Annotated in this window: 21 protein-coding genes; 15 read left to right on the forward strand and 6 right to left on the reverse strand. The window is 41.8% G+C overall.

Going from position 1 to position 22,932, the window contains the following annotated elements; all coding sequences use genetic code 11:
• Nucleotides 1-12: 12 nt before the first annotated feature.
• The 12 genes from rplF (at nt 13) to JI65_RS05120 (ending at nt 6,465) form a co-directional block, all read left to right on the forward strand.
• The gene (gene rplF / locus JI65_RS05065) at nt 13-555 is read left to right on the forward strand and encodes a 50S ribosomal protein L6 (RefSeq protein WP_191014298.1); all 543 of its coding nucleotides are present in this window, start codon (nt 13-15) and stop codon (nt 553-555) included.
• Between the two features lie 10 nt (nt 556-565).
• Nucleotides 566-928 (forward strand): 50S ribosomal protein L18, encoded by a 363-nt coding sequence (rplR, locus tag JI65_RS05070; protein WP_191014299.1) that lies wholly within the window; start codon nt 566-568, stop codon nt 926-928.
• An 8-nt stretch (nt 929-936) separates the two neighbouring features.
• Complete coding sequence (rpsE, locus tag JI65_RS05075) at nt 937-1,452, forward strand: 30S ribosomal protein S5 (RefSeq protein ID WP_191014300.1); 516 nt, start codon at nt 937-939, stop codon at nt 1,450-1,452.
• Nucleotides 1,453-1,455: 3 nt separating this feature from the next.
• Nucleotides 1,456-1,641 carry a 50S ribosomal protein L30 gene (rpmD, locus tag JI65_RS05080; RefSeq protein ID WP_191014301.1) on the forward strand — a complete coding sequence of 62 codons (186 nt, stop codon included), beginning with the start codon at nt 1,456-1,458 and terminating at the stop codon, nt 1,639-1,641.
• Nucleotides 1,641-2,111, forward strand: a complete 471-nt coding sequence (gene rplO, locus JI65_RS05085; RefSeq protein ID WP_191014302.1) for a 50S ribosomal protein L15 — start codon at nt 1,641-1,643, stop codon at nt 2,109-2,111. The genes rpmD and rplO overlap by 1 nt, the downstream gene beginning before the upstream one ends.
• Nucleotides 2,112-2,129: 18 nt before the next feature.
• Nucleotides 2,130-3,464 carry a preprotein translocase subunit SecY gene (secY, locus tag JI65_RS05090; protein ID WP_191014303.1) on the forward strand — a complete coding sequence of 445 codons (1,335 nt, stop codon included), beginning with the start codon at nt 2,130-2,132 and terminating at the stop codon, nt 3,462-3,464.
• A 124-nt stretch (nt 3,465-3,588) separates the two neighbouring features.
• Nucleotides 3,589-3,702: a 50S ribosomal protein L36 gene (rpmJ, locus tag JI65_RS05095; RefSeq protein ID WP_191014304.1), complete on the forward strand. Its 114-nt coding sequence runs from the start codon at nt 3,589-3,591 to the stop codon at nt 3,700-3,702.
• Nucleotides 3,703-3,713: 11 nt separating this feature from the next.
• Nucleotides 3,714-4,085 carry a 30S ribosomal protein S13 gene (gene rpsM / locus JI65_RS05100; protein WP_191014305.1) on the forward strand — a complete coding sequence of 124 codons (372 nt, stop codon included), beginning with the start codon at nt 3,714-3,716 and terminating at the stop codon, nt 4,083-4,085.
• Nucleotides 4,086-4,102: 17 nt separating this feature from the next.
• Nucleotides 4,103-4,483, forward strand: a complete 381-nt coding sequence (gene rpsK / locus JI65_RS05105; RefSeq protein WP_191014306.1) for a 30S ribosomal protein S11 — start codon at nt 4,103-4,105, stop codon at nt 4,481-4,483.
• 171 nt (nt 4,484-4,654) lie between these two features.
• Complete coding sequence (locus tag JI65_RS05110; protein WP_191014307.1) at nt 4,655-5,713, forward strand: DNA-directed RNA polymerase subunit alpha; 1,059 nt, start codon at nt 4,655-4,657, stop codon at nt 5,711-5,713.
• Nucleotides 5,706-6,239, forward strand: coding sequence for a 50S ribosomal protein L17 (gene rplQ, locus JI65_RS05115; protein WP_191014308.1), 534 nt, complete (start codon nt 5,706-5,708; stop codon nt 6,237-6,239). Before JI65_RS05110 ends, rplQ begins: the two co-directional genes overlap by 8 nt.
• Before the next feature lie 10 nt (nt 6,240-6,249).
• Nucleotides 6,250-6,465 (forward strand): hypothetical protein, encoded by a 216-nt coding sequence (locus JI65_RS05120; protein WP_191014309.1) that lies wholly within the window; start codon nt 6,250-6,252, stop codon nt 6,463-6,465.
• Between the two features lie 411 nt (nt 6,466-6,876).
• Here the strand turns inward: JI65_RS05120 and JI65_RS05125 are convergent, their stop codons facing one another.
• Together JI65_RS05125 and JI65_RS05130 are read right to left on the reverse strand one after the other, a co-directional pair.
• Nucleotides 6,877-7,317 (reverse strand): Hsp20/alpha crystallin family protein, encoded by a 441-nt coding sequence (locus JI65_RS05125; protein ID WP_191014310.1) that lies wholly within the window; start codon nt 7,315-7,317, stop codon nt 6,877-6,879.
• A 19-nt stretch (nt 7,318-7,336) separates the two neighbouring features.
• Nucleotides 7,337-7,771, reverse strand: coding sequence for an Hsp20/alpha crystallin family protein (locus JI65_RS05130; protein WP_191014311.1), 435 nt, complete (start codon nt 7,769-7,771; stop codon nt 7,337-7,339).
• A gap of 463 nt (nt 7,772-8,234) precedes the next feature.
• Here JI65_RS05130 and JI65_RS05135 point away from each other — a divergent pair, with 463 nt between their 5' ends.
• The 3 genes from JI65_RS05135 to tkt all read left to right on the forward strand — a co-directional run bounded on the left by JI65_RS05135 (nt 8,235) and on the right by tkt (nt 12,246).
• Nucleotides 8,235-9,707 (forward strand): hypothetical protein, encoded by a 1,473-nt coding sequence (locus tag JI65_RS05135; protein ID WP_191014312.1) that lies wholly within the window; start codon nt 8,235-8,237, stop codon nt 9,705-9,707.
• 44 nt (nt 9,708-9,751) lie between these two features.
• Nucleotides 9,752-10,204, forward strand: coding sequence for a PTS sugar transporter subunit IIA (locus tag JI65_RS05140; RefSeq protein WP_191014313.1), 453 nt, complete (start codon nt 9,752-9,754; stop codon nt 10,202-10,204).
• A 65-nt stretch (nt 10,205-10,269) separates the two neighbouring features.
• Nucleotides 10,270-12,246: a transketolase gene (gene tkt / locus JI65_RS05145; protein WP_191014314.1), complete on the forward strand. Its 1,977-nt coding sequence runs from the start codon at nt 10,270-10,272 to the stop codon at nt 12,244-12,246.
• An 87-nt stretch (nt 12,247-12,333) separates the two neighbouring features.
• Here the strand turns inward: tkt and pbpC are convergent, their stop codons facing one another.
• From pbpC to JI65_RS05165, 4 genes are all read right to left on the reverse strand, one after another.
• Nucleotides 12,334-14,649 carry a penicillin-binding protein 1C gene (pbpC, locus tag JI65_RS05150; protein WP_191014315.1) on the reverse strand — a complete coding sequence of 772 codons (2,316 nt, stop codon included), beginning with the start codon at nt 14,647-14,649 and terminating at the stop codon, nt 12,334-12,336.
• 99 nt (nt 14,650-14,748) lie between these two features.
• A complete protein-coding gene (locus JI65_RS05155) occupies nt 14,749-20,259 on the reverse strand; it encodes an alpha-2-macroglobulin family protein (protein ID WP_191014316.1) in 5,511 nt (1,836 codons plus the stop codon).
• Nucleotides 20,260-20,591: 332 nt separating this feature from the next.
• Complete coding sequence (gene lgt / locus JI65_RS05160) at nt 20,592-21,578, reverse strand: prolipoprotein diacylglyceryl transferase (protein ID WP_191014317.1); 987 nt, start codon at nt 21,576-21,578, stop codon at nt 20,592-20,594.
• Between the two features lie 161 nt (nt 21,579-21,739).
• A complete protein-coding gene (locus tag JI65_RS05165; protein ID WP_191014318.1) occupies nt 21,740-22,861 on the reverse strand; it encodes a P-loop NTPase in 1,122 nt (373 codons plus the stop codon).
• Nucleotides 22,862-22,932 lie beyond the last annotated feature (71 nt).

Here is a 22,932-nt window from a genome sequence, read left to right on the forward strand (position 1 = left end):
TGGGAGGAAGAAATGTCAAAAATTGGTAAGCTTCCTGTTTCTATCCCTTCTGGAGTAACAGTTTCAGTTAATTCTGGAGTTGTTGCTGTAAAAGGTCCGAAAGGAGAACTTAAAGAGACTATTAATGAAAAATTGGTTACTGTTGAAGTAAATGGTAACGAATTGATTGTTAAACCTGTTGATGAGTCAAAGAATGCTGGTGCAGCTCACGGTTTGTACCGCAACTTGATTCATAATATGGTTGTAGGTGTTACAACTGGCTTCTCGAAGACTCTTGTAATTACTGGTGTTGGTTATCGTGCAGAAGTTCAGGGGAAATACCTTGTTATGAATCTTGGTTTCTCTTCAGAATTTATTGCTGTAATTCCAGAAGGTCTTACGGTTACAGCCGATGCTCAGGGAAAAATCACTATCAGCGGTATTAGTAAACAGTTGGTAGGCGAATTCAGTGCTCAGATTCGTAAATTGAGAAAACCTGAACCATATAAAGGAAAGGGAATCCGTTACGATAACGAAGTTATTAGACGTAAAGTCGGAAAAACCGGCGTTAAATAAGGTATAACATATGTTTAAGAAACTTAATGACAAAGCAAGAAAGCGCCTCCATCGAAAGGTTCATATCCGCAAATCTGTTTACGGAACTGCTGAAAGACCTCGTATGACTGTATATCGCAGTAATACAAACTTGTATATCCAAGTTATTAATGATGATGAGGGAACTACTCTTGCTTCTATCTCTACTTTGGAGAAGGAATTTGCAGACTTGAAGCCTAACACAGAAGGCGCTGCAAAACTTGGAGAAGCTTTTGGTAAACGACTTCAGGATAAGAAGATAACTACTGTTGTTTTTGATCGCAATGGTTACTTGTATCATGGTGTTGTAAAAGCCCTTGCTGATGGAACCCGTAAAGCCGGGATCATTTTCTAGGAGAGTTTATGGAACGCCAAAATAAATTCGATAGAGAAAAAGATCAGAAAGAATTCGTAGAAAAGCTGGTCAGATTAAATCGAACTGCAAAAACTGTAAAAGGTGGACGACGAATGTCTTTCTCTGCACTGACGGTTGTTGGTGATGGAAAAGGTCGCGTAGGATACGGATTTGGTAAAGCAAATGATGTATCTGAGGCGATCAGAAAGAGTATTGACCGTGCTAAGAGAAATCTTGTTAATGTTTACGTTAAGAACGGAACATTGCCACATGAGATGCTTGGAAAATATAAGAGTTCTTCTATCCTTTTGAAGCCAGCATGTCCTGGAACTGGAATTATCGCTGGTGGTACTGTACGTGCAATTATGGATGCTATTGGTGCTACCGACGTTATTTCTAAGTCTTTGGGATCATCAAGCCCTGTTAATGTAGTTCGTGCTACATTTGATGCGCTTGCTCATCTTATGGATGCAAAGAAAGTTGCTTCTAACAGAGGCAAAGCTTTGCAGGATATGTGGGGTTAATAAATGGCAAAGACATTGAAAGTAACTCTTGTAAAGAGCACAATTGGTCAGAAACCAGAGAAAAAAGCTACTGTTCGTAGCCTTGGTTTGAAAAAACTTAATTCATCTGTTGAGAAAGAAGATACACCTGCTCTCAGAGGTATGATTGCCGCTGTATCTCATCTTGTAAAAGTTGAGGAGTCAAACTAATGGCAGATTTTATTTTGAGTGCCCCAGAGGGTGCTAATAAGAAAAGACGCATTGTTGGACGTGGATCTTCTTCTGGTAGTGGTACAACAGCTGGTAAAGGAAACAAAGGTCAGCAGTCACGTTCTGGTGGAAAGACTTACGTAGGATTTGAAGGTGGTCAGATGCCTCTTTATCGACGCATTGCGCACAGAGGTTTCTCAAACTATCCTTTCAAAAAAGAATATGTTTGTCTTAATGTGAAAGTTCTTGAAGAAAAATATTCTTCTGATGAAACTGTAAATAATGAGTCTCTTATTGCTAAGGGATTGATTAAATCAGCAAGTGCCTTGGTAAAAGTTCTTGGTGATGGAGATTTAACAAAAAAATTGACAGTATCAGTAGCTAAAGTTTCAGCTTCAGCAAAAGAGAAGATTGAAAAAGCTGGTGGTTCTGTTGTTGCTCCTGCAGAAAAAGCTTCTGAAGAAAAATAGTAATCATTGGGGACTTTCATGGCAAATAATCCTGTTGTAAATATTTTCAGAATTAAAGAACTTCGAGATAGATTGTTCTTTACTTTTGTAATACTTGTCGTTTTTCGTCTTGGTTGTGTTTTGACAATACCAGGTATTGATGCAGCAGCCCTTGTAACTTATTTCGAAGGGTTGGTGAATCAGAATAAAAACGCATTTGCCAGCTATATGGACTTCTTTGCCGGTGGAGCATTTTCAAATTTTTCTGTGTTTATGCTTGGTGTTATGCCATATGTATCAACACAGATTATTTTGCAACTTGCGCTGATTATCTTCCCTGGTCTTAAAAAGGCTGCTCAGGAAGATGGCGGTCAGCGCCGAGTTGCTGCTTGGACTAGAATCGGTACAGTATTTGTGTGCTTGATTCAGTCCTTGGCTGTAACTGTTTATGCAAGTAGCATTCCTAATGCTATTGCAATGACAAATCCGATTGCCTTCAGATTGCTTGCTATGCTCACTGTAACAACGGGAGCTATGGTTACAATTTGGTTGGGCGATCAGATTACAGCGCACGGCATTGGCAATGGAATTTCCATGTTAATTTTTGCTGGTATTGTTGCAAGATTGCCACATGCAGTAATGGATCTTGGAAAGAGGATTCATTCAGATCAGATTAACATTGTACTCGTAATTGTTGTACTTCTTATGTTTGTTGCTATCATTGCGCTTGTTGTTTTTGAGCAGCGTGGTGAGCGAAAAATACCTGTGCACTATGCGAAACGCGTTGTTGGTCGAAAAATGTATGGCGGTGGAAGCACCTATATACCTTTTAAGATTAATCCTTCCGGAGTTATTCCTGTAATTTTTGCATCATCATTCTTGACTTTTCCTTTGCAGATTGTTTCTACTTTGGGTAACCATGCAGAAGCACCTCGTTGGGTTTCAAGGCTTTCTGTTATTCTGACCCCTACAGGGTTGTTGTATAACGTATTATTGGTCTTGCTCATCGTTTTCTTTGCTTACTTCTATACGCAAGTAACGTTGAACCCGATTGAAATTGCAAAAAATGTTCGTGAGAATGGTGGTTCGATTCCTGGAATTAGAACAGATAAGATTGAAGAATATATGCAGAAGGTTCTTAATCGACTTGTTCTTCCGGGTTCTTTGTATCTCGCTCTTATTGCGGTTATTCCGACAGTCGTTCAGATTTTCTTTGATTTTCCACAGTCAATAGCAATGTTGATGGGTGGAACATCATTGTTGATTCTTGTTGGTGTTGATCTTGATACAATGAGCCAAATTGAAGCATTGCTTAAGATGCATCATGCTGACGGATTAGTAAAAAAAGGCAAATTGCGTTCTAGAAAATTGTAAAATTTAATTTTTTTTCATGTTTATATATGGAATAAAGTTAAACATTTATGGTATACTCATTTCCCTAGGTTTTGTAACGTTATGTTGCAGAACCTTGATGAGTATCTTTCTTTGGGGGATTTTTATGAAAGTACGAACTAGCGTAAAACCCATCTGTGATAAATGCAAAGTTATCAGAAGAAATGGGATTGTACGTATTATTTGCAGTAACCCTAAGCACAAGCAGAGACAGGGTTAAGGAGTAAATAGATGGCTCGAATTGCGGGAGTTGACCTCCCAAATAAGCACGTTGTAATTGCTTTGACTTATATCTTTGGTATCGGTCGTTCATCAGCAAAGGCAATTTGTGAAAAAACAAACATTAATCCTGATAAAATGGTAAATGATTTGGATCAGGATGAACAGGCAAAACTTCGTTCTGTAATTGATGCAGAATACAAAGTTGAAGGTCATCTTAGAAGTGAGATTGGTCTTAACATAAAGCGTTTGATGGATATCGGTTGTTATCGTGGTCTTCGTCATCGCAAGGGATTGCCAGTAAGAGGACAGAGAACTAGAACTAATTCTCGAACTCGAAAAGGTAAGAAAAAGACTGTAGCTAATAAGAAGAAGGCTGTCTGATAACGGAGGATTGATTAATGGCTACTGTAAAAAAGCGAAAGGAAAAGAAGAGCGTATACGAGGGAAACGTATATATTCAGGCTACTTTCAACAATACAATCGTAACAATTACAGACTTGAATGGAAATGCACTTTCATGGGCATCTTCAGGTGGGCTTGGATTCAGAGGAGCAAAAAAATCAACTCCTTTTGCGGCTCAGACTGTAGCAGAGACTGCTGTACAGAAAGCTGTAAGTTATGGATTGCGTGAGGTACATGTGTTCGTAAAAGGACCTGGTGTTGGTCGTGAAAACGCAGTTCGTTCTTTGGGCGCATTGGGACTTAAAGTAAAATCAATTTCTGATGTTACTCCTATTCCTCACAATGGATGCCGTCCTCGAAAAACTCGTCGTATGTAATTCAGACCGATTTTGGTTTGTTTTGCAACGATAAAAATTAAAATCTTGGACATCAAGGAAGAAGGTTATTTATTAATTTAGAGCAATCTAAAATATAAGTAAGTTGAAAATCCTTGACTAACGAAATGAGTTGCTCCCAAGTGGGGCATAAGTCAAATAAAAGGAGTTCTGATGGCTCGCAAAAATCTGCTCAAAGGATTTAAGAAACCAAAAAGCATTCAGTTCGAACATCTTGAGAATAACCCTAACTATGGAAGATTTACAGCTTATCCTTTCGAGACTGGATTCGGTACAACTGTAGGAAATACGCTTCGTAGAGTTTTACTTTCCTCAATTCAGGGGTATGCTGTTTCTTCTGTGAGAATCACAACATTCGATGTTGATGATGTGCCGCATGTTATTTCAAGTGAGTTTGAATCAATTGCTGGAGTTTCTGAAGATACTCTTGAGATTTTGAATAGCTTGAAACAGATTCGTTTGCGTCTCCCAGAGGATGTAGAGCAAGATCTTCTTACTTATGAATTCAAAGGTCCTGGCACTGTAAAAAGTGATGACTTTGAAAAAGAAGGACAGCTTGAAGTTCTTACGAAAGGTGTTGATATCTTCACAATGATGGATACAGCGCACATTCAGTTTGAGATTCAGGTTGATTTAGGTCGAGGCTATGTTCCTGCAGAAGTAAATGAACATTACATTGAAGTTGTTGGTACAATTCCAATGGATGCAATTTTTACTCCTGTTCGCAAGGTAAAATATTTAATTGAGCCTTGTCGTGTCGGACAAAGAAACGATTATGATAAATTAATTCTTGAGATTTGGACTGATGGTACAATTTCTCCAGAAGATGCTCTTGCTGAGGCTGCAAAAATTGCGAAAGATCATTTCTCTATTTTTGTTAACTTCAACGATAGTGATTTATCAGGAAGTGATGATATGGATGAGGGTGATGAGAAGATTCGTCAGTTGCTCAATACTCCAGTAGAAGAACTTGAACTTTCAGTTCGCTCTTCAAATTGTCTCAAAAATGCTAACATTCGTACAATTGGTGAATTAACACGAAAGACTGAAGATGACATTGCCAAAACTAGAAACTTTGGTAAGAAAAGTTTGACTGAGATTAAAGAGAAACTCCTCGAATGGAACTTGAATCTTGGAATGACAGATTATAGCCATCTTAAAAATTCTGTTGATTTAACAAAGCCTAAGCAAAAGGAAGAATCTAATGAATAATAAGACAGGTTTTAACGCCCTCTCTCGTACATCAGCACATCGTCGTGCTATGTCACGCAACATGGTAACTTCACTTTTCAGGTTTGAACGCATTACGACTACAAGCGCAAAAGCTAAAGAGGTTCGTAAAGCTGCTGAAAAATTGATTACTAGAAGTAAAGAAGATACTGTTCATAATCGTCGTATCGCTGCAAAGTTTATTCAGGATGAGAAAATCTTGAACAAACTCTTTACAGAGCTTGGACCACGCATGAAAGATCGCAATGGTGGTTATACACGCATTATGAAGATTGGTTTCCGTCAGGGTGATGCCGCTGATATGGTAATCCTTGAGTTGGTTGACTATAAATTGCCAACTGCTGATGATACTGCTGAAAAGACAAAGAAAACTAAGTCTAAGAAAGAAGCACCTGCATCATCAGAGGCTTCTGCAGAAAAACAAAAAAAGACTCCTGCAAAGAAAGCTGCACCAAAAGCAAAGAAAACTGCAGCAAAAGCAGATGAATCAGCTGAGTCAGCAAAATAAGGAGTGAAGAATGTCTAAATCACATCGCGGAACAGGTGTTCGCACAGAACCTAAGCACGGTCGTGGAAAATGCCCGGTTTGTGGAAATGAAAACGTAAAAGTCCTTTATGAAAAGGAAATTGACGGCAAAACTGTAAAAGTTTGCAAATTCTGCAACGCAAAAATGAAGAACGTTGCTAGAAAAGAAGCTAGAGCTGCAAAAGCTGCTGCTCCTGCTGCGGAATAAGCTTTTTCGATAAATAAATAGTATCGAAGCTATTCATACGCCATCTCTTGAAACACAGAGGTGGCTTTTATTTTTTTTAAATCTTCTGGAATCCGTTGATAAAAACTTGATTGTTGTATTTTTTTGAATGGCAAAGAATTCTGGCGGTCTTTTTTTTAATCATATGTCATTGTTTGTTATCATTTTGATTATTGAGTGTTTCAAAACTTGCATTCAGGGCATAGTTTGCGAGTTTCCGGGTGACGTCCGCGAGGAGGTGAGAATTTCTGAAGCTGGATTCTGAATAAATTTGCCATGAAAAAAAGTGAGTTTTGAAATACCACAATTGATAAACAAAAAGGCTTGATTCCATTTTTTATTGGAATCAAGCCTTTCGGGTAACTTAGAAAATTACTTTGCTAAAACATTACGTTATGCAATGTTTATTTGAATTCTTTTTGGTTGGACTTCTGGACGGCGAGGAATTCGTATTGAAAGCACCCCGTTTTTGAATCCTGCAGAAACATTTTCTTCATCAATGTCTTTTGGCAATGAGAAGGTTCGTTTAAAGTCTGGATGCCTGCGTTCGCGAATCAAATATGTCTCTTCCTCGTTCGCGTTGACATTTTCTTCATTTGAAGATTCTGTTTTGACTTCTTTTTCTGCTTGTTTTACTGATGAGATTGTAAGTACGTGGTCGTTCAGCTCAAGGTTTACGTCTTTTTCTGAGCGTCCTGGCAAATCTACGTCGAAGACATAAGAATCGTTGTTTTCCGTAACATCGACAGCAGGTGTAAAAGCACTGTTTTGTGTGCGACCAAATCCGTAATAATCTGAATTGAGCCAATCGTTAAAAACTGATAATGCGTTCATAATAAACCTCCTGTATTTTTTATGCAACTTTGATTTGAATGCGTTTTGGTTCTTCTTTTGCTTTTCGGCCGATTTTTACTGTAAGAACTCCATTCTCAAAAGCGGCTGAAACTTTTTCTGAATCAATGTCGTCCGGCAACGTGAATCTGCGTTCGAAATCTGCACGTCTGCGTTCACGGAGCAAGATGTGTGTGTTTTTTTCTGTTGTTTTTTCGCTTTCGGATTTCTGTTCTGTCTCTTTCTGGTCGTTGTTTCTTACAGATGAGATCGTGAGCAGCTTGTCATTCAATTCAATATTGATTTCTTTTTCATCACGTCCTGGAAGATCCATATCCAAAACGTAAGCATCTTTTGTTTCTTTTACATCAACTGACGGTGTGAAAGCGCAGTTTTTTGCTGCTGAAAAATAGTCATCAGAATCAAGCCAGTCATTAAAAAGTGATAAAGCGTTCATATAAAGCCTCCAGTTTTTTGGAATCATTTGATTCCTTAATTTTTACACTTTATATATAGCAAGATTCGTGCCAACTTTTTATTTTTTTAATTTGAATTGCAATTTTTTTAGTAATGGCTGATGAAAACGTTGTGAAATAAAATTATTCGGATGAATTTTGAGTTTCTGCAAAGTCTGTATTGCCATGCTTGAGGCGAATTTTGCAAAAGCAAATGCCAGTCTGCAAGCTTTCCGCGGTTCAGGTATGAAAATTATCGGGCTAGGCTTGAGCGTGGCGCACATTTTGTTCTTTGCAAATTAAAAATCTAAATTGAACTTATTTTATTGTGCAAGATTTTAGGGACAAAAAGATACAGTAAGAGTGGGTAAAAATGACTCAATTTTCTTGATGAAAAAAATCAATTTTGTGTTATTATGTACTTATAGTAGATTTTTTTTCAAATTTTTATAGACTTTTTGACCTATGCCTAATTATCTTAACAGTATGGATGCTACAATTTATAATTTTCTGGATACTCTTGTTCGTGATTATAACGAAATTTTTTCTGCGCATGATATACAGAAATTCTTGAATTCATTTCATTTAAAAGCGTCTCTGCAAGAACTTTCTGAATTTTTTGACAATGATGAACGAGTTTTTCCGTTGGAGCGAAAGCTTTATATAACGCGCTCTGGTGCGTTTTCTGGGCAGCTTTTTAGTTTTGCTCCGACTCGCCAAGAAATTATGCAAAAATGTTTTGTACCTGGCGATCGATGTATACCTTTTGCGGATCCTGAAATTCTTTCCGTATCTTTGCGTTTTTTTTATAAAAACAAGTTGTTGCCTAAGAAGGTTTTTGAGTGCGACAGAAATTCTGCCTACGAATTTTTTACGCTTTATGGCGACGAATATTCTTCGCAATACATTGCTTCTGACCCGCAAAATTCAAATCTGCATTTTGCTGAAAAAGATTTTGAACTTCCGGCGCACTTAAAACTTACGGGCACTTCGTTGGAGCCGATTTTTGAGGATATGGATTTTCAGTATGGCGACAGGCTCCTTTTGCGGGTTTTGAATTGGGGCGAAGGCGTGGTAGAAATTGTTCCGCAGTCAAGAAATCGGATGAATCCGTTTAAAATAGATTCTGCTGATATTGAGCGTGAACGCTGGTACGGTCTTCTTGAAACTTATCTGCTTGAAAGTTTTGAGCGTATTGGGCCTTGTTCTTCGATTGAAGAGCAATTGGCCGATGTTTTTTATGAGCATCGCAAAGATTTATGCGTTCCTTCATGCGGTTCGATACATGAATTTTTGAATCGGACTAAGAAAGTCGGGATTGAGCTTTTTGGCGTTGAAAGTCGTCTTTGGTTCGCAGGCGAGAGTGTTCCGGCTATTGGAGATTGGAATGGCAATTCTTTTGGGCTTGGGGGAAATGGAACTTTGCCGTTTTTTTCTATGCCAATCTACGTAATCGATAGTTTTTTGAAGGATTTGCTGCACGAGAAAAAAAATGATATTTCGGAAGCCATTCAGCGGATGCTTCCGGATCGAACTTTGCTGTCAAATTCGGAACGTGAGTTCCTTGCATTGCAGATTAGGCATAGAAATGCTATAATTCGCAAAAAATATAATTGGTTTGCGGATTTTACAAATGCCGCTTTGAGGCATCGTGCACTTGATTTGTATTGCAAAGTTGACTCATTAGTGAGCGAGCTTGATTGTGATAAAAAAGAAATTGCGCAGCTTCCTCAGCAGGAACTTGTAACTTTGTCGCAACTTTTTACCCATGTTTCAAGAATCCTTGAGGTTATTGAATCCAATAATGACTGTGATGAGGATGAGTCTTATACGATGAGTCTTTCGCTTGAAGGAATGGAACTTAATTTTGATGAGATTCGAGTTCCGTTGCTCTCTGCGATGGATAAAATTCGGAGAGACCGATTTATCGTGGTTTAAGATTTTGAATTTAAATAAATTTGTATTTAATAAAGAAGGAATTTATGAGTATGGATGTTGACATTGCACAACTTTTTGCTCGTGGCGGGCTTTATAAAAACATAGCTGGCTCTACGGCAGAGGAACTTTTTGCTTCAATTTCTAAGACAATTTTACTTCCAGAAGAGCTTGATTCAGAAAAATTTTGTGAGGCACTTTGTCTTCGTGAGAAAATAAGCACGACTGCGGTTGGAAATGGAATCGCAATTCCTCATTCTCGGATTCCGATTTTGAAAAATGATGATGAGCAACGAATTTCAATTTGCTATTTAAAAGAACCTGTTGATATGGGGGCTGCTGACAAACGAAAAGTTTTTGTGATGCTCGTTGTTTTGACCAGCAATATGCAGACTCACATGAAAATCATTTCAAAAATTGCAGAGCTTCTTAAAAAATCAGAAATCAGAAAGGCTCTTGAAGCCCATGTTGAACTGGATGATTTGCTTAGGCTTTTTTAAGGGAGGCTCAAAAACTTTCGGTTTTTGGGATAACTTTTAAATTTTTATAAATGTGAGGTTTTATTATGAACTTGAATGGAATTGCTGCTGTTGCAAAATCTGTCCGAAGTCTGTCAATCGATGCCATCCAGAAAGCCAATTCGGGTCATCCTGGACTCCCGCTTGGATGTGCAGAACTGGCTGCGGTTTTGTACGGAGAAATCCTAAAACACAATCCTGCTGATTCAAAGTGGGCAGACCGAGACCGATTTGTTCTTTCTGCTGGTCACGGTTCTATGTTTTTGTATTCGATTCTTCACTTGAGCGGATATAAAGTAACTCTTGATGATATAAAAAATTTCCGTCAGGTTGGCTCAAAGTGTCCTGGTCATCCTGAATTCGGTTGGACTGATGGTGTTGAGAATACGTCTGGTCCACTCGGACAGGGAATTGCGATTGCTGTTGGTATGGCAATGGCTGAGTCTATGCTCGCCGCAAAATACAACACTCCAAAACATAAGATTGTAGACCATTACACATACGTTCTTACCGGCGAAGGCTGTCTTGAAGAAGGCGTTTCTTCTGAGGCAAGTTCGTTCGCAGGTCATAACAAACTAGGAAAACTCATTGTTTTCTATGATCAGAATAAAATTTCGATTGACGGTTCAACTGACATTACTTTTACGGAAGATATTGCAAAGCGATATGAGGCTTATGGTTGGCAAGTTCTCAGAGGCGATATGTACGATGTTGAGGGAATCGTAAAACTCGTTGAGCAGGCAAAGGCAGAGACTGAGAAACCTACTTTGATTATGCTCAAATCTGTAATCGGTAAGTTTGCTCCAAAACAGGGAACTCCTGCTGTTCATGGTGAGCCACTTGGCGATGCTGATGTTGCTCAGACAAAAATCAATCTCGGATTTGACCCAGAGAAATTCTTCCAGATTGATGATGAGGCTGTAAAATACTTTGCGGCCAAAAAATCTGAGTTTGCTTCAAAGGAAGAGGCTTGGAACAAAGAGTTTGCTGAATGGCGAAAAGAGAATCCTGAGCTTGCAGGCGAATGGGATGCTAGCTTTAATGGTGTTGCTGATGGCGACTCTCATCTTTCAGATCCTGTTTTTGAGGTTGGAAAATCAGTTGCAACCCGAACGGCTTCTGGCGAGATGATAAATGTTATGGGTGAGCGATACTCATATTTGGTTGGCGGCTCTGCAGACCTTAAAGGCTCTAACAAGGCTGGAATGAAATGCGACGGCGGAACATATACTCCAGAGAACCGAAAAGGTCGCTTCGTTGAGTACGGAATCCGAGAGTTCGGAATGGCTAGTGAGGCTCTTGGTATGGCTGCCCACGGCGGAATCAGGCCTTACGTTTCGACATACCTTGTTTTCTCAGACTATATGCGACCTTCAATTCGTCTTGCAGCGTTGATGAAGATGCCTGTAATCTATGATTTGACTCACGATTCAATTTACGTTGGTGAGGATGGCCCTACACATCAGCCTATCGAGCATCTTGCAAGTTTGAGGGCTATTCCGGGCTTGCAGGTTTTGCGTCCTGGTGATGCGGAGGAGACTGCCGCTGCATGGCATATTGCCATGACTTCTAAAGATCATCCTGTATTGTTCGCGCTCACTCGCCAGAACGTTCCTGTTTATGCAAAAGATGATGCTAACTGGCGCGAGACTATTAAAAAGGGTGCTTACATCGTAAAGAACGGTGCAGAGAATCCTGACGTTACTTTGGTTGCGACTGGTTCTGAAGTTAGCATGGCTCTTGAAGCAGCTTCTAAAGTTTCTGGAAAATCAGTTCGTGTTGTTTCTGTTTTGGACAAGAATCTTTTTGAGGCTCAGGATGAAGCTTTCCAGAAATCAATCCTCGGTGCAAATGCGCGTGTGATTGTTGTTGAGGCTGGTGTTCGAACTGGTTGGGAATTCTATGTACGAAACAAGAAAGATTTGTTCACAATCGACAGATTTGGTGAGAGTGGTCCTGCAAAGAAAGTTGCGGAGGCCCTTGGCTTTACTGCCGACAAGCTTGCTGAACTTATCAATGCGTAGGGCATTGCGTATAAAATAGAAATATTTTGATGCAAAAATCGTGGTTTCCTTTTTGGGGCCACGATTTTTTTTGCTTTGCGGATATTGCTAATTTTCGGCGGAAAGAACAGTAAAATGCCTTGTGAGCGAGGTTCCGTTTGAGTCGCAGATTGTGAGCGTGTGCGCTCCTGTTTTTGGGCTCGCTGCCATTTCGTGAAAATTTTGCGTTTTCCCCAAAAAATCACCGTCCAAATCCCAATAAACTATGCTGTCATCTTTGCGGGCCGCGGCTTGCATAATCATTGAGCCTTTCGTGCCGTCAATTTCGACTGGGATAATCAGGTTTGCTTTTTCGTCAGGGAAAATAATTACCAAATCCTGGTTTGTGGATTTTTTATGATTTTCGACGAATGGCGGAAGCGGATTGTAACTCATATTGACACGCTTGTACCAGTTTTCGATATTTGGTGGCAGAACGAATCTTTTTTGAATCAGCGGAAGTTCCCCGGCTGGAAGATCGTCTGCTGTGGCTTGAAATTTACCATCTGGTGTGAGCGAGACAATTCTGCAGTAAGGGCAAGTTGTGCTGATTGGAGCATTTTTTGCCGTGAACGCTGTTCTCCGTTTTTCGCAGTTTTTCCCTGCAAGAAAGCCTGATTTTTCACAGACTTCAACGAGTTTTAATTCCGAATAGGGAACTTCTTGCCACGAAGTTTGGCCCAATGTTGAAAAAATGTCGAACATGATTGGGGCTGCCGTGAAGGAACTTTTTAATTCTGTGTTGCCGTTTCCGGCGGCATTTCCGACCCAAATTCCCACGGTGAATTCGGGAGTCGTTCCTACGCACCATGCGTCGCGGTTGCCGTTTGACGTTCCCGTTTTCCATGCGATTTTTTTTGAGTGGGCGTATTTCTTCCAGTTTGCTTCGTCGCGCGGGCGAGCGCCTTCAACGAGGGCTGAAAGTGTAAGGTAGACGCTTCCGCGTGAGGACGGAAAATCGCTTGGGCGGTCTAGTGACTTGTTCATCATTTTTGCGTAGGCGTTCGTTACTTCAAAAAGCGTTACTTCGCCGCCGCCCAAAATTAGCGGAAGCCCGTATTCGTCGGCGGTGCGGTGAAAAGTAGTGAATCCGATTCGTTTTAGGTGTGCAAGAAAAGCGCTTACGCCGTATTCGCGGAGTTCGCCGATGGCGGGAATGTTCAGCGAGCTGGAAAGTGCGTCGGCCGCCGAAATTACGCCCTGATATTCAGGAAGATTATTGTCTGGGCGATAGCTTCCTATTCTGATTGGCACGTCGATTACGAGCTGATTTTTTAGGAGTTTTCCCGAATCAATCATTGCGGCGAACAAAAATGGCTTTAGAAGGCTTCCAGAACTTCGTTTCGCCTGAATCAAATCGACTGCATAATTGTCTGGATTCCGCTCGTAGCCGCCGGTATTTGCGCAATATGCCAGAATATTTCCTGTTTTTGTTTCAAGAACGAGAGCGGCTGCATTTTCGATTCCTTTTTTTGAAAAAACTTCCGACCAGCGTTCAAGGATTCTTGCTGAATTCAGCTGTATGTTCGAGTCTAGAGTCGTGTGGAATTTTGTTTGAGACTGATTTTTGGGAGAATCCTTTGTCGCTGTCTTTTTTAGATATTCAAGGTAGTGGGGCGAGAGGGCCGGAAGCGCATAGGGTTTTTGGGGTAATTCCTCTTCTTGCGAGAGCGCGAGGATTTTTTCTGAGAACTCTCCGTTTTTGTATAATTTTTGTAAAAGTTCATTTCTCTTTGCAAGGAGAATTTCTTTGTTTGCGCCAGGATAAACGAGGGCCGGCTGATTCGGAAGTACCGCGAGCGTTGCGGTTTCTGCCCAGGTCAGCTGGTCTGGCGCGCGGTTAAAATATCGCCATGAAGCGGCTTCAAGTCCGACTACGTTTCCGCCGAAAGGGGCGTTTGCGCAGTAAAGACTCAATATTTCTTTTTTTGAAAAACGCATTTCTAGCGAAACTGCAAGCAGGGCTTCTTTTGCTTTTTGAAAAATCGTTCGCTTAGGATGGTTTTCGAGTAGCCTGATTGTCTGCATCGTTATTGTGGAGCCGCCGGAGACGATGCGATGATTTTTTAAATTGAGGGAAAATGCTCTTGCCAGCGAAAATGGGTCTACTCCGGGGTGCGAATAAAACCTTTTGTCTTCGAAGGCGATGATTGCTTTTTCGAATTTTTCGGGCACTTCGCATTCTTCAAGGCGCCATTGCTCGTCAGTGGCAACCTGCGCTCCGATAAGTTTGCCTTCCTTGTCGTAAACTGCATACGAAAATGGGCGTGATTTTAGGTTCAACGTGAATGAGCTTAAAAAGAGCAGTAAAACAAAAATAATCAACGCGGAAAGAAAAATAAAAATCCGCTTGTGGGAGTAAAAGATTTTTTTTATTGAATTCATAATTTTGTGAGCTGAAGGTTGATTTTCCTTAATTAAAAATCGGGCGAGCCGAGTTTTTTTTGATTTTACTCAGTTCTGTGCCCGATTTTTAAAAGGTTATTACTTCAAAAAGTTCACTTCTCGTCCAGGAGAAATTGCGGAAATCTCGTTGTCGTACATTGCTTCAACGTGAATTGCCGGAATTATGTAATTTCCTGGGTAAGCGAGTGTTGCGTTGAATGTAAACGTTACGGTTTCGCCTCGTTTTAGGTCAAAGTAAGTGTAAATTGCCTCGTCCCTAATGTCTTGATACCTGTATGCGCTGCTTGTTGTGCCAGAAGCGAGTCGTTCGTTTGTGAATTCAAAGCCTGTTGGTACTGGCACTGTGAGTGCGAGGTTTTCAAGATTTTTTTCTGAAGTGTTTGTAATCTGAACCGAAATGTCTACTGGCGAGCCCTGTGCTTTATCTGTAACCCAGTTCAGGCCAGAGACTGTCATTTGGAGTCCAGAATTCTGTGCCGTTTCAGTTCCCGCTTTAGACATTCCCTTTGTGGTAAGAACGCCGAAAATTGTCTTTGTGCCTTTGTTTGTCACTTGGACTTCCTGAGTTGCGCTGTCGGCTGCCACGAGTTGTTCGATTATGGCTCCGCCTGAAATCTTGTTTTTGACGGACTTGCCGTTGCTCGTGATTTCGTACTCCGCTGGAATTTCAGCCTGTTTGCTGTAAATCGGGATAAGTGCAAAGAGCGACCAAGCTGTTTCTTGCGTGCTGAGCCATCTGTCGGAACTGAGCGTTTCGGCGATTTTCTTTGCGGCGCGGTCCGCTTCGTTTCGCATTCCTGAAAGGTTGTAAGTTATGAGCGTTACGGCCTGTTCGCGGAGTGACGAGCTAAAATCGCCTCCCGTTGACCTTGAGTCTGAGTTCTTAAACTTGTATTTTTTAAGAATGTCTGTTGCCGATTGTGCGCGTCCTGACTGTGCGTAGCTTGCCGCAAGAAGGAGGGCAGTTTCGCCAGACAAGTCGTCTTCGAGGAGAAGTCGGTTCATAGCTCCGAGGTTAGGTCTGTCGCCCAATGAGAGTACAAAGAGTCTGTAAGCCTGAGTTGCGGCGCTCGTTGAATTTGAGCGGGTCCAATCTGTTGAAGCCTTGGCAAGATGTTTCAAGGCTGGAGTGAGCAGTTCGTCTGGGACTGCGTAACCGTGATTCTTTGCTTCGAGCATAAAGTGCGTTGCGTAGCAGGTTCCCCATTCGCTGGTCTGCTGTTCGCCCTGCCAATATCCGAATGTTCCGCTTGGAGTTTGATAATTCGGGTAACGCTGAATAACTGAGTTTACGTTGCCTTTGATTTTTTCGACTTGTTCTTTCGAGAGTTTTAGGTACTCTGGAAGGTAAATCTGCGGGAATCCACCGCTTGTAATCTGCTCAATGCATCCGTGTGGATAGCCCGTGAGATATTCGAGTCGGCTTTCAAGCGAAAGCTGAGGATAGGTCGAAATCTCGGCGAAAAGTGTTGTGGTTGACTTTTCTGTTGGTGAGCTGACTTTTATTTTTTCTGTTGCGCCAGGTTTTACGGAGAATTCTGTTCTGTAAGTGACCGGGAATCCTCGTGATTTTACTTCGACTGAATCTGCGGCCTTAGCGGAACTTGAATCTGCTGAAATCGAGCTTTCGAATCTTGCGATGCCCTCCGTTTTGGTTTTTACCTGGAAGAGAATCGTCTTGTTTTCGTTCTTGGCTAGCGTTACTGTCTGCAAATCTGAATCTTCGATTGCGCCCGTTACCTTAAAGCGTACTGTTGCGTTAATCTCTTTTTCAAGATTGTTGAATACAGTTACTGGAACTTGAATGATTTCGTTTGTTCCCAGTGTTCGAGGAAGCGTGTTCTGAATCATCAAGTCTGATTTTACAGGCACAGTTTTTTCGGTAGTTCCGTATGCGCCTTTATTTCCTGCGATTACCATTATGCGAACCGCACCGATGTATTCAGGCATTGTGAATTTTGTAGCTTTCTTTTCGCCAGCTTTGATTGTGAACGGACCGAAGAACTGAACGACCGGTTTGAATCGGTTGTCATTATTCTTTGCGTCATCGCCAGAAGAATCTGAACCTCCGATTGCAAGCAGGGTTTCGAGTTTTCCGCTGAAGGAATTCGTTACGTATTTGTATAAATCCCAGTTTTTGAGGAGAGATGCTTCTTTTTTGTAGAACTCGTTTCTTAGATTGATACTGTGGAAGTTCGTGATTCCGAGAAGACCTTCGTCAACGACTGCGAGCGTGTAAGTCATTTCTTTGCCATTTTGCTCAGAAACGGAGATTGTAGCCTGCTGGTTCGGATTGAACGTTTTGCTCGTCGTGATTACTGGCGTGAGTTTTGTGTTCGGATTGTCCACTAAGACTGGCACTACACCGTAAAGCCTGATAGGAAGGCTGTTTTCTTTTTGGCCGTGAGGCTGGAGAAGAGTTACGTGTGCATAAATGTTCGGTGCCATATCCTCGGTCAACGAAAGCTGATATGTAGTTGTGCCTTCATTTGTCGGAACCCATTCCTGTTTGAGAACTTCGCCCGATTTTTCAATTGTTATGAGAGCCTGGGCGTTCTTGTTCGCGTTGAATGATATTTTTGCGACTTCGCCGGTCGTGTACTGTTTTTTGTCAGTTACGAGAGGAACCATTGCCGCGCTGCTGGAGCCGTTTTCTTGGGCGCGTCCTGCCCAGCCCGGCCAGTCAATGTAAACAATTTGTGCCGCGCTGTGGCCTTCTTCGTCATTTACTTCAATAAGATATCGTCCCCAGTCAGGATATTTTACTTTGAATGTGAAAGAGCCCCGTCCAGACTGAATGCTGGCTTTCCCATCGTCAATGAGGCTTGAGTATCGTGAAGAAACGTATGTGGCTTCGGAATAAGCATCCTTTTCCCACCACCACTTCCAGTTAAGTTTGTACATCTTCCATTTTACTTCGGCAGATGGAATTTCATTTCCCTCCGCATCTACGAGAAGAATGTCGGCTTTGTGGTCTACATCGGTAAGCAGCATGTTTCGCGCTGCATCGCCCTTTGGTAGTTTGAGTCCGACGTAACGCGAGTAAGGCGAGAATTTTATTGTTTTTGAGTTTGTTGAGAATGCTCCTGAAGGTTCGTAAAGCTTTGTTGTAAAGTTTGCGTTGAGCATTCCAGGAACGTCTGAGCCAGCCCAAAGTTTTTCGCTAAAGGCTGCTCTTGAGTCTTCGTTTAGTCTTCCGCTCCAAACATTCTGGCGGCTTGACTTTAAGCTTCTGCTCATGTTCGAGAATGTATATCCGGTGAAGTTGTCGAAGGCGTTCGGCAAGGTCGTAAAGAGAACAGAAACTTCTGCTTCGTAATTCGCTGTTGGTGCACCGTGGAGCCATGCTCCGGTAATCGTAAATAGTGTTGGATCGGTTTTGAGGATTTTCCTTTCCGTTTCAAGATTTATGCTCAATCTGTTCGGAATTATTTCTTCGACTTTGAGTTCTTTTGTCCACTGTTTTCCGCCGATTTTTACTTTTGCTACCCAGTTTCCTGTTCCGGCCTCTTTTTGAGTTTGCGTTTTGATTGCGTAGAAGCCGTTTTCTGATTTTGTGAATGTCTGTGTGTCTGTGACTCTGCCAAGCGGGTCTTGCAACGTAAAGAGCACAGGAATCTCTTTTGGAAGTGTTGAGTTCAAGTCCTGCAGGACGAACGTAAGATAAATGTCGTCTCCAGGTCTCCAGACTCCGCGTTCCCCGTAAATTGCGCCCTTTACGCCGTTCTCAGTTTTTACACCACCAACTTCAAAATGGCTCGTGCTGAGCTGCGTTCCGTCAGAAATCTTGAGGAATGAACTCTGATTTTTGTCTTGTGCGGTGATTACGAAAGCTTTTTCTGATTTTTCCGCATCAAAATTTACGCAACCGTTTGCGTCGGTTTTAGAGCTTGCGAGTTTTTTTCCTGTGAATGAATAAAGTTCTACGTTAATATCTTTGAGCGGTTTTGCGGTCTTCAAGTCTGCCACCGTAACGTGATACTTTCCTGTTGCGGTGCATTTTGCCATGAGCCCCAAATCCGAAACGAGGACGTTTCTCTTGATGAGTGAGCGTGAATTGTAGTTTGGAAGATAATAAGCCGGATGGCATGGGTCGTCATCGTAGTACCAGAAAGTTCGTCTTAGCTCCCAGTCCATGTCGTTGTAGTAATCCCAGTAGCTCTTTTCGCGCGATTCGTTGGTGTCTGTGATTCTATCTTCCGGCATAGGAATCTTGCTGAAATCCTGATGCCCGCGCGTACAGTTGTACATTATCTGGTCGTGTCTGAACGATACGCGAATCTGGAACATTCCGTTCGGGTATTTTTTTACCAGCTCAGAAAGGTCGAGTCCGCGGTTGATAAACGTGTCTTTGTATGAATCTTTCCACTCAAAGAAAACTTTTTTCTCCCAGACCGGCTCGCCTACGCGGTACATTTCTCTTTCTTCGTCAAGTTCGTTTACCTGCAGGAACTGGTTTATGTTCCTGTTAGGAATAGCGTATGCCTGAAGCAAAAGACCTACAAGGTTCTTTGTTTTTACCGTTACAATCGGTTTTTCCGTTGTCGGGATTATTATGCCGTCGTTTGCAAATTCAATACACGGCTTTTCCCAGGTGCCGGTGAGAGGCATTGCCGTTGTTCGGGCAAGCGTTGTGCCGTCAGCGCTTTTTATTCCTTCTTCAAAGGCTACTTCCGTTGAGCCAATCCACTGCGCGTCGTCAAAAATCGTGAGTAGGTTTCCGCTGATTGTCGAATTGTACTTGCTGTAGTTTTTGAGCGCATCATTTTTTTTGAGAGAGATGAATGAAGAAATGTCCTGCGACTCGTCAAGATTTTTTGAGAAACTTACGGTGATTGCAGTTTTGTCGTTCGTGTTTATGTCGATGATTTCAAAATCGTCTTTTTTTGGAAAGTTAAGTGTTTTGCTTCCTTTTAGTATCTTGTTCTGAACGTTGTCCAGACCGAGTGGCTTTCCGCTCCAATCAATTTCAAGTTTTTTTGCTTTTTCGGAATTCTGCACCGGAATTACGAAAGTCCATTCTTTTTTTTCGGTGGACTGTTTCCATTCAACAGATTTTTTTGAGCCATTTTCTTTTGCTGTAAGGATTTCTTGAATTACTGAAAGTTCTTCTGGAATGTCGGTGTTCAAAGAACCTGTGACCGAGAAAGTTTCACCAGATTTGTCCAGTTTTACGTCGTTGAAAGTTACTTTAAAATTCGGATAATCTACCAAAAATTCATGGCGATAATAATTATCCTTAAAATCCGCGCCAAAAAGCTTTTTGCAGTCAACTGAAAGAACTAGCTCCGCGCCTGCCGGGTAAGAAGTTTCTGGAATGAACACCGCTTCCCGCTCCGTAATCTGCCATTCACCTTTTTGTTTTGGCGAGAGCGAAATTGCGTTCTCGATTTTTGTTTTAGGTTCTTCGGTGAAGCTTATGGCAATCGGACTTTGCCGTCCGATTCTGATTGGTGAGACAGACTCAATGAATTTTTCTGTGTCTGGATTCCAACTGACTTTTTGATTTGCTCTAGAACAACTTGTGAGAGTTGCCAAAAAACAAATTACTGAGATAATTAAAATAGAAGAAAACTTAACTTTATTCATAATTGTTTATTATAAAAAAGTTTTTAGTGTTTTCAACATTTTGGTAAGGAAAATTAAAAGAAAAGTTCGGAATGATTCAATTTGTTCTTTAAAATCTCAAAATTTGTTATAAAAATAGTAGGTAATAGCTTTTTTTAGAGAAAAAATGCCGCCAGTACAACAAATAATAATTAACCGTCAGTCCAAATTTGTTTCGGAATCTTTGTTTTGGGATTCGTTATGCTAGGATTGTCCGATAAGTTCGTTGCGCATGGCCGGTGAGCCAGTCGCAGGAACGGCCACCGTAAAGACCCCGAAACAAGTTCGGGGTGACACGATGAATTGATTTTTGTTTATTCGTTGGTGTTTTGCAGTTCTTTTTTGTGCAGAATGTAGCTCGTTATTCCGACTCCGATTCCTCCGAGAATCATCAGGAAACAGAGAATCTGCCCGGTGGAAATGTCGGCGAATGAGTTGAATTCGTAAATCGGGTTGTCTGAATTCCTGAATCCCAAATCTGCGTCTGGTGCGCGGAAGTATTCGATAAAGAATCTGAAAATTCCGTAGCCCGTCGTGTAGAGCATTCCGCTGAATCCGTCGAACGGCTTTTTTTTGTGGAAAGCCCAAATAATCAGGAAAAGCACAAGACCTTCGAAGAACGCTTCGTAAAGCTGGCTCGGATGCCGCGGAAGGCTTACGAGATTGTCCGTTGTGACCATTCCGATTTTTTCCATGTAGGCTTTTACCCAATCGAGCGATGAAGAAAACTTTTCGGCGTGCGGAAAAATGATTCCCCATTTTGCCGTGGTGATTCTTCCGTAAAGCTCACCGTTCATAAAGTTCCCGATGCGACCGAAAGTGTATCCGAGCGGAATAGCTGTGACCATTGCGTCAATCCACTTCATGTACGGGGCTTTGTGCCTCCAGCACCAGAAAACCATGCCGATAAGTCCGCCGATGAATCCGCCGTGGTAGCTCATTCCCGCAAGTCCTGTGAACTTTCCGTTTTGGAATGGCCAGAAAATGAGCCAGGGCTTTTTCCAGTAGATTCCGGAAGTGTCGTAAACGAGCGTGGAAAAAATTCGCGCACCGATTAAAAGAAAGACGATTCCCGTGGCGATGAAGCTAAAAATATCATCTTCGGTGGCTTTTTTGAGCGTTCCGTCTTTTTGTTTGTAGTCAAGCGCACCCTCTTTTAAGAGTTTTCGCAGAACGAGAAAAGCCGTTCCGAATGCGAGAATGTACATTAGACCGTACCAGCGGATAAGTCCCAAAATCGGTACGTTCGGAAAAATTTCTGGATGAATCCATGTCGGATATTGTATATAAAGAGGCGTCATCTAAACTTCCTTTTTGACCCTAAACGAGTTTTTAAATTGAATTCTAAATAACTGGTCATTCCGAAGTTGATTCGGAATCTATGCACTATATAGCGTAGATGCTGAATCGAGTTCAGCATGACAATGTTTTTTAGTCAGTTCCGAATATTATTTTACTTGCGTCAGACCTTGAAGCCCTGTTCTGCGGCTTTTAGGATTTTTGATTTTAATAAAATATTCTCGTTTTTGAGCTGGTTAATTTCGTATTGCTGAGTTTTTATCATCTCGGCAAGCTCGCTTACGCTCAATGCACCGGTTCCGAGCAAATCTTCAACGTAAGACATTTTTGCTGCAAAATCGTCAGTAGCTTCCTCTGCCGCAAGTTCGAACGAACTGTCCTCGTCAAAAGAAGAATTCTCGCCCTGCATGATTTTTTCTGCGATGCGGAAAACTGCCTGAGAAATCACTGAGTTTGGTTTGTAAACCGTTACAGGAAGTCTTGAAGAAAGTGCCCTGTCCTGCATTGAGTCGCGGTACATTACGCCGAGAGACTCAACATCGATTCCGAGATACTGCTGGCACGAGCGTCGGATTTTTTGCGCTTTGTCCGCGTCTTTTGGCTCGTCAATCATGTTCATAATGAGCCGCGGGCGGAATTTTTTGAGGCGCGCTTTGAATTTGTCTGCGCTCACTGGGTCGATTCCAGAGACCGCTTCGATGAGTTTTGGAATGTAGAGCCGCTGGAGGGATGTGGAGTCGTTCTTTAGCTTTGTAAGATACTCGTGGGCTTTCGTTCCTTTTTTGAACGTTGCCGCCATGAGCCTGAACACCGCGTTCTTTAGGAAAAGGTATCCGTTGAGCGTTGCAGTGACCGTTGGGGCCGTAACGATGATTCCTTGAGGTGAGAGCAAGAAAAGGTCAAGAATCGTAAGATGCGTTCCTGCTCCCAAGTCTATAATTAAATAATCTGCGTCGAGAGACTGAAAATTCTTTATGAGGCTGTTTTTTTGCGACACCTTCAATGCGCTAAGGCCCGGAATTTCTGAGTCGCCGGCAATGAATCTGATGTTGTCGTAGTCCGTTGGGGCGATGATTTCCTCAAAACTCGATTCACCTGTGAGAAATGTGCCGATTCCTGTTTTTGGAGCGTTCTGCCCGATTACAAGGTGAAGATTTGAAGCTCCTAAGTCCAAATCAGCCAAAACAACTTTTTTTCCTGCCTGTCCGAGGGCTATCGCTAAGTTTGCGGAGAGAAGGCTTTTTCCAACGCCGCCCTTACCGCTTGCTACTGGTATAATCTGCATAATTCTAAAGTATAACATAAATTAGTTTTTATAGGGAATCGAAAAGAAAACAATATTATAAGATAAAGCAT

The organism is Treponema zioleckii, from assembly GCF_014737315.1.
Classification (GTDB): domain Bacteria; phylum Spirochaetota; class Spirochaetia; order Treponematales; family Treponemataceae; genus Treponema_D; species Treponema_D zioleckii.

Coding starts and splice junctions, on each gene's coding strand:
- rplF (WP_191014298.1), top strand. CDS start 13: ATGTCAAAAATTGGTAAGCTTCCTGTTTCTATCCCTTCTGGAGTAACA.
- rplR (WP_191014299.1), top strand. CDS start 566: ATGTTTAAGAAACTTAATGACAAAGCAAGAAAGCGCCTCCATCGAAAG.
- rpsE (WP_191014300.1), top strand. CDS start 937: ATGGAACGCCAAAATAAATTCGATAGAGAAAAAGATCAGAAAGAATTC.
- rpmD (WP_191014301.1), top strand. CDS start 1,456: ATGGCAAAGACATTGAAAGTAACTCTTGTAAAGAGCACAATTGGTCAG.
- rplO (WP_191014302.1), top strand. CDS start 1,641: ATGGCAGATTTTATTTTGAGTGCCCCAGAGGGTGCTAATAAGAAAAGA.
- secY (WP_191014303.1), top strand. CDS start 2,130: ATGGCAAATAATCCTGTTGTAAATATTTTCAGAATTAAAGAACTTCGA.
- rpmJ (WP_191014304.1), top strand. CDS start 3,589: ATGAAAGTACGAACTAGCGTAAAACCCATCTGTGATAAATGCAAAGTT.
- rpsM (WP_191014305.1), top strand. CDS start 3,714: ATGGCTCGAATTGCGGGAGTTGACCTCCCAAATAAGCACGTTGTAATT.
- rpsK (WP_191014306.1), top strand. CDS start 4,103: ATGGCTACTGTAAAAAAGCGAAAGGAAAAGAAGAGCGTATACGAGGGA.
- JI65_RS05110 (WP_191014307.1), top strand. CDS start 4,655: ATGGCTCGCAAAAATCTGCTCAAAGGATTTAAGAAACCAAAAAGCATT.
- rplQ (WP_191014308.1), top strand. CDS start 5,706: ATGAATAATAAGACAGGTTTTAACGCCCTCTCTCGTACATCAGCACAT.
- JI65_RS05120 (WP_191014309.1), top strand. CDS start 6,250: ATGTCTAAATCACATCGCGGAACAGGTGTTCGCACAGAACCTAAGCAC.
- JI65_RS05125 (WP_191014310.1), bottom strand. CDS start 7,317: ATGAACGCATTATCAGTTTTTAACGATTGGCTCAATTCAGATTATTAC.
- JI65_RS05130 (WP_191014311.1), bottom strand. CDS start 7,771: ATGAACGCTTTATCACTTTTTAATGACTGGCTTGATTCTGATGACTAT.
- JI65_RS05135 (WP_191014312.1), top strand. CDS start 8,235: ATGCCTAATTATCTTAACAGTATGGATGCTACAATTTATAATTTTCTG.
- JI65_RS05140 (WP_191014313.1), top strand. CDS start 9,752: ATGAGTATGGATGTTGACATTGCACAACTTTTTGCTCGTGGCGGGCTT.
- tkt (WP_191014314.1), top strand. CDS start 10,270: ATGAACTTGAATGGAATTGCTGCTGTTGCAAAATCTGTCCGAAGTCTG.
- pbpC (WP_191014315.1), bottom strand. CDS start 14,649: ATGAATTCAATAAAAAAAATCTTTTACTCCCACAAGCGGATTTTTATT.
- JI65_RS05155 (WP_191014316.1), bottom strand. CDS start 20,259: ATGAATAAAGTTAAGTTTTCTTCTATTTTAATTATCTCAGTAATTTGT.
- lgt (WP_191014317.1), bottom strand. CDS start 21,578: ATGACGCCTCTTTATATACAATATCCGACATGGATTCATCCAGAAATT.
- JI65_RS05165 (WP_191014318.1), bottom strand. CDS start 22,861: ATGCAGATTATACCAGTAGCAAGCGGTAAGGGCGGCGTTGGAAAAAGC.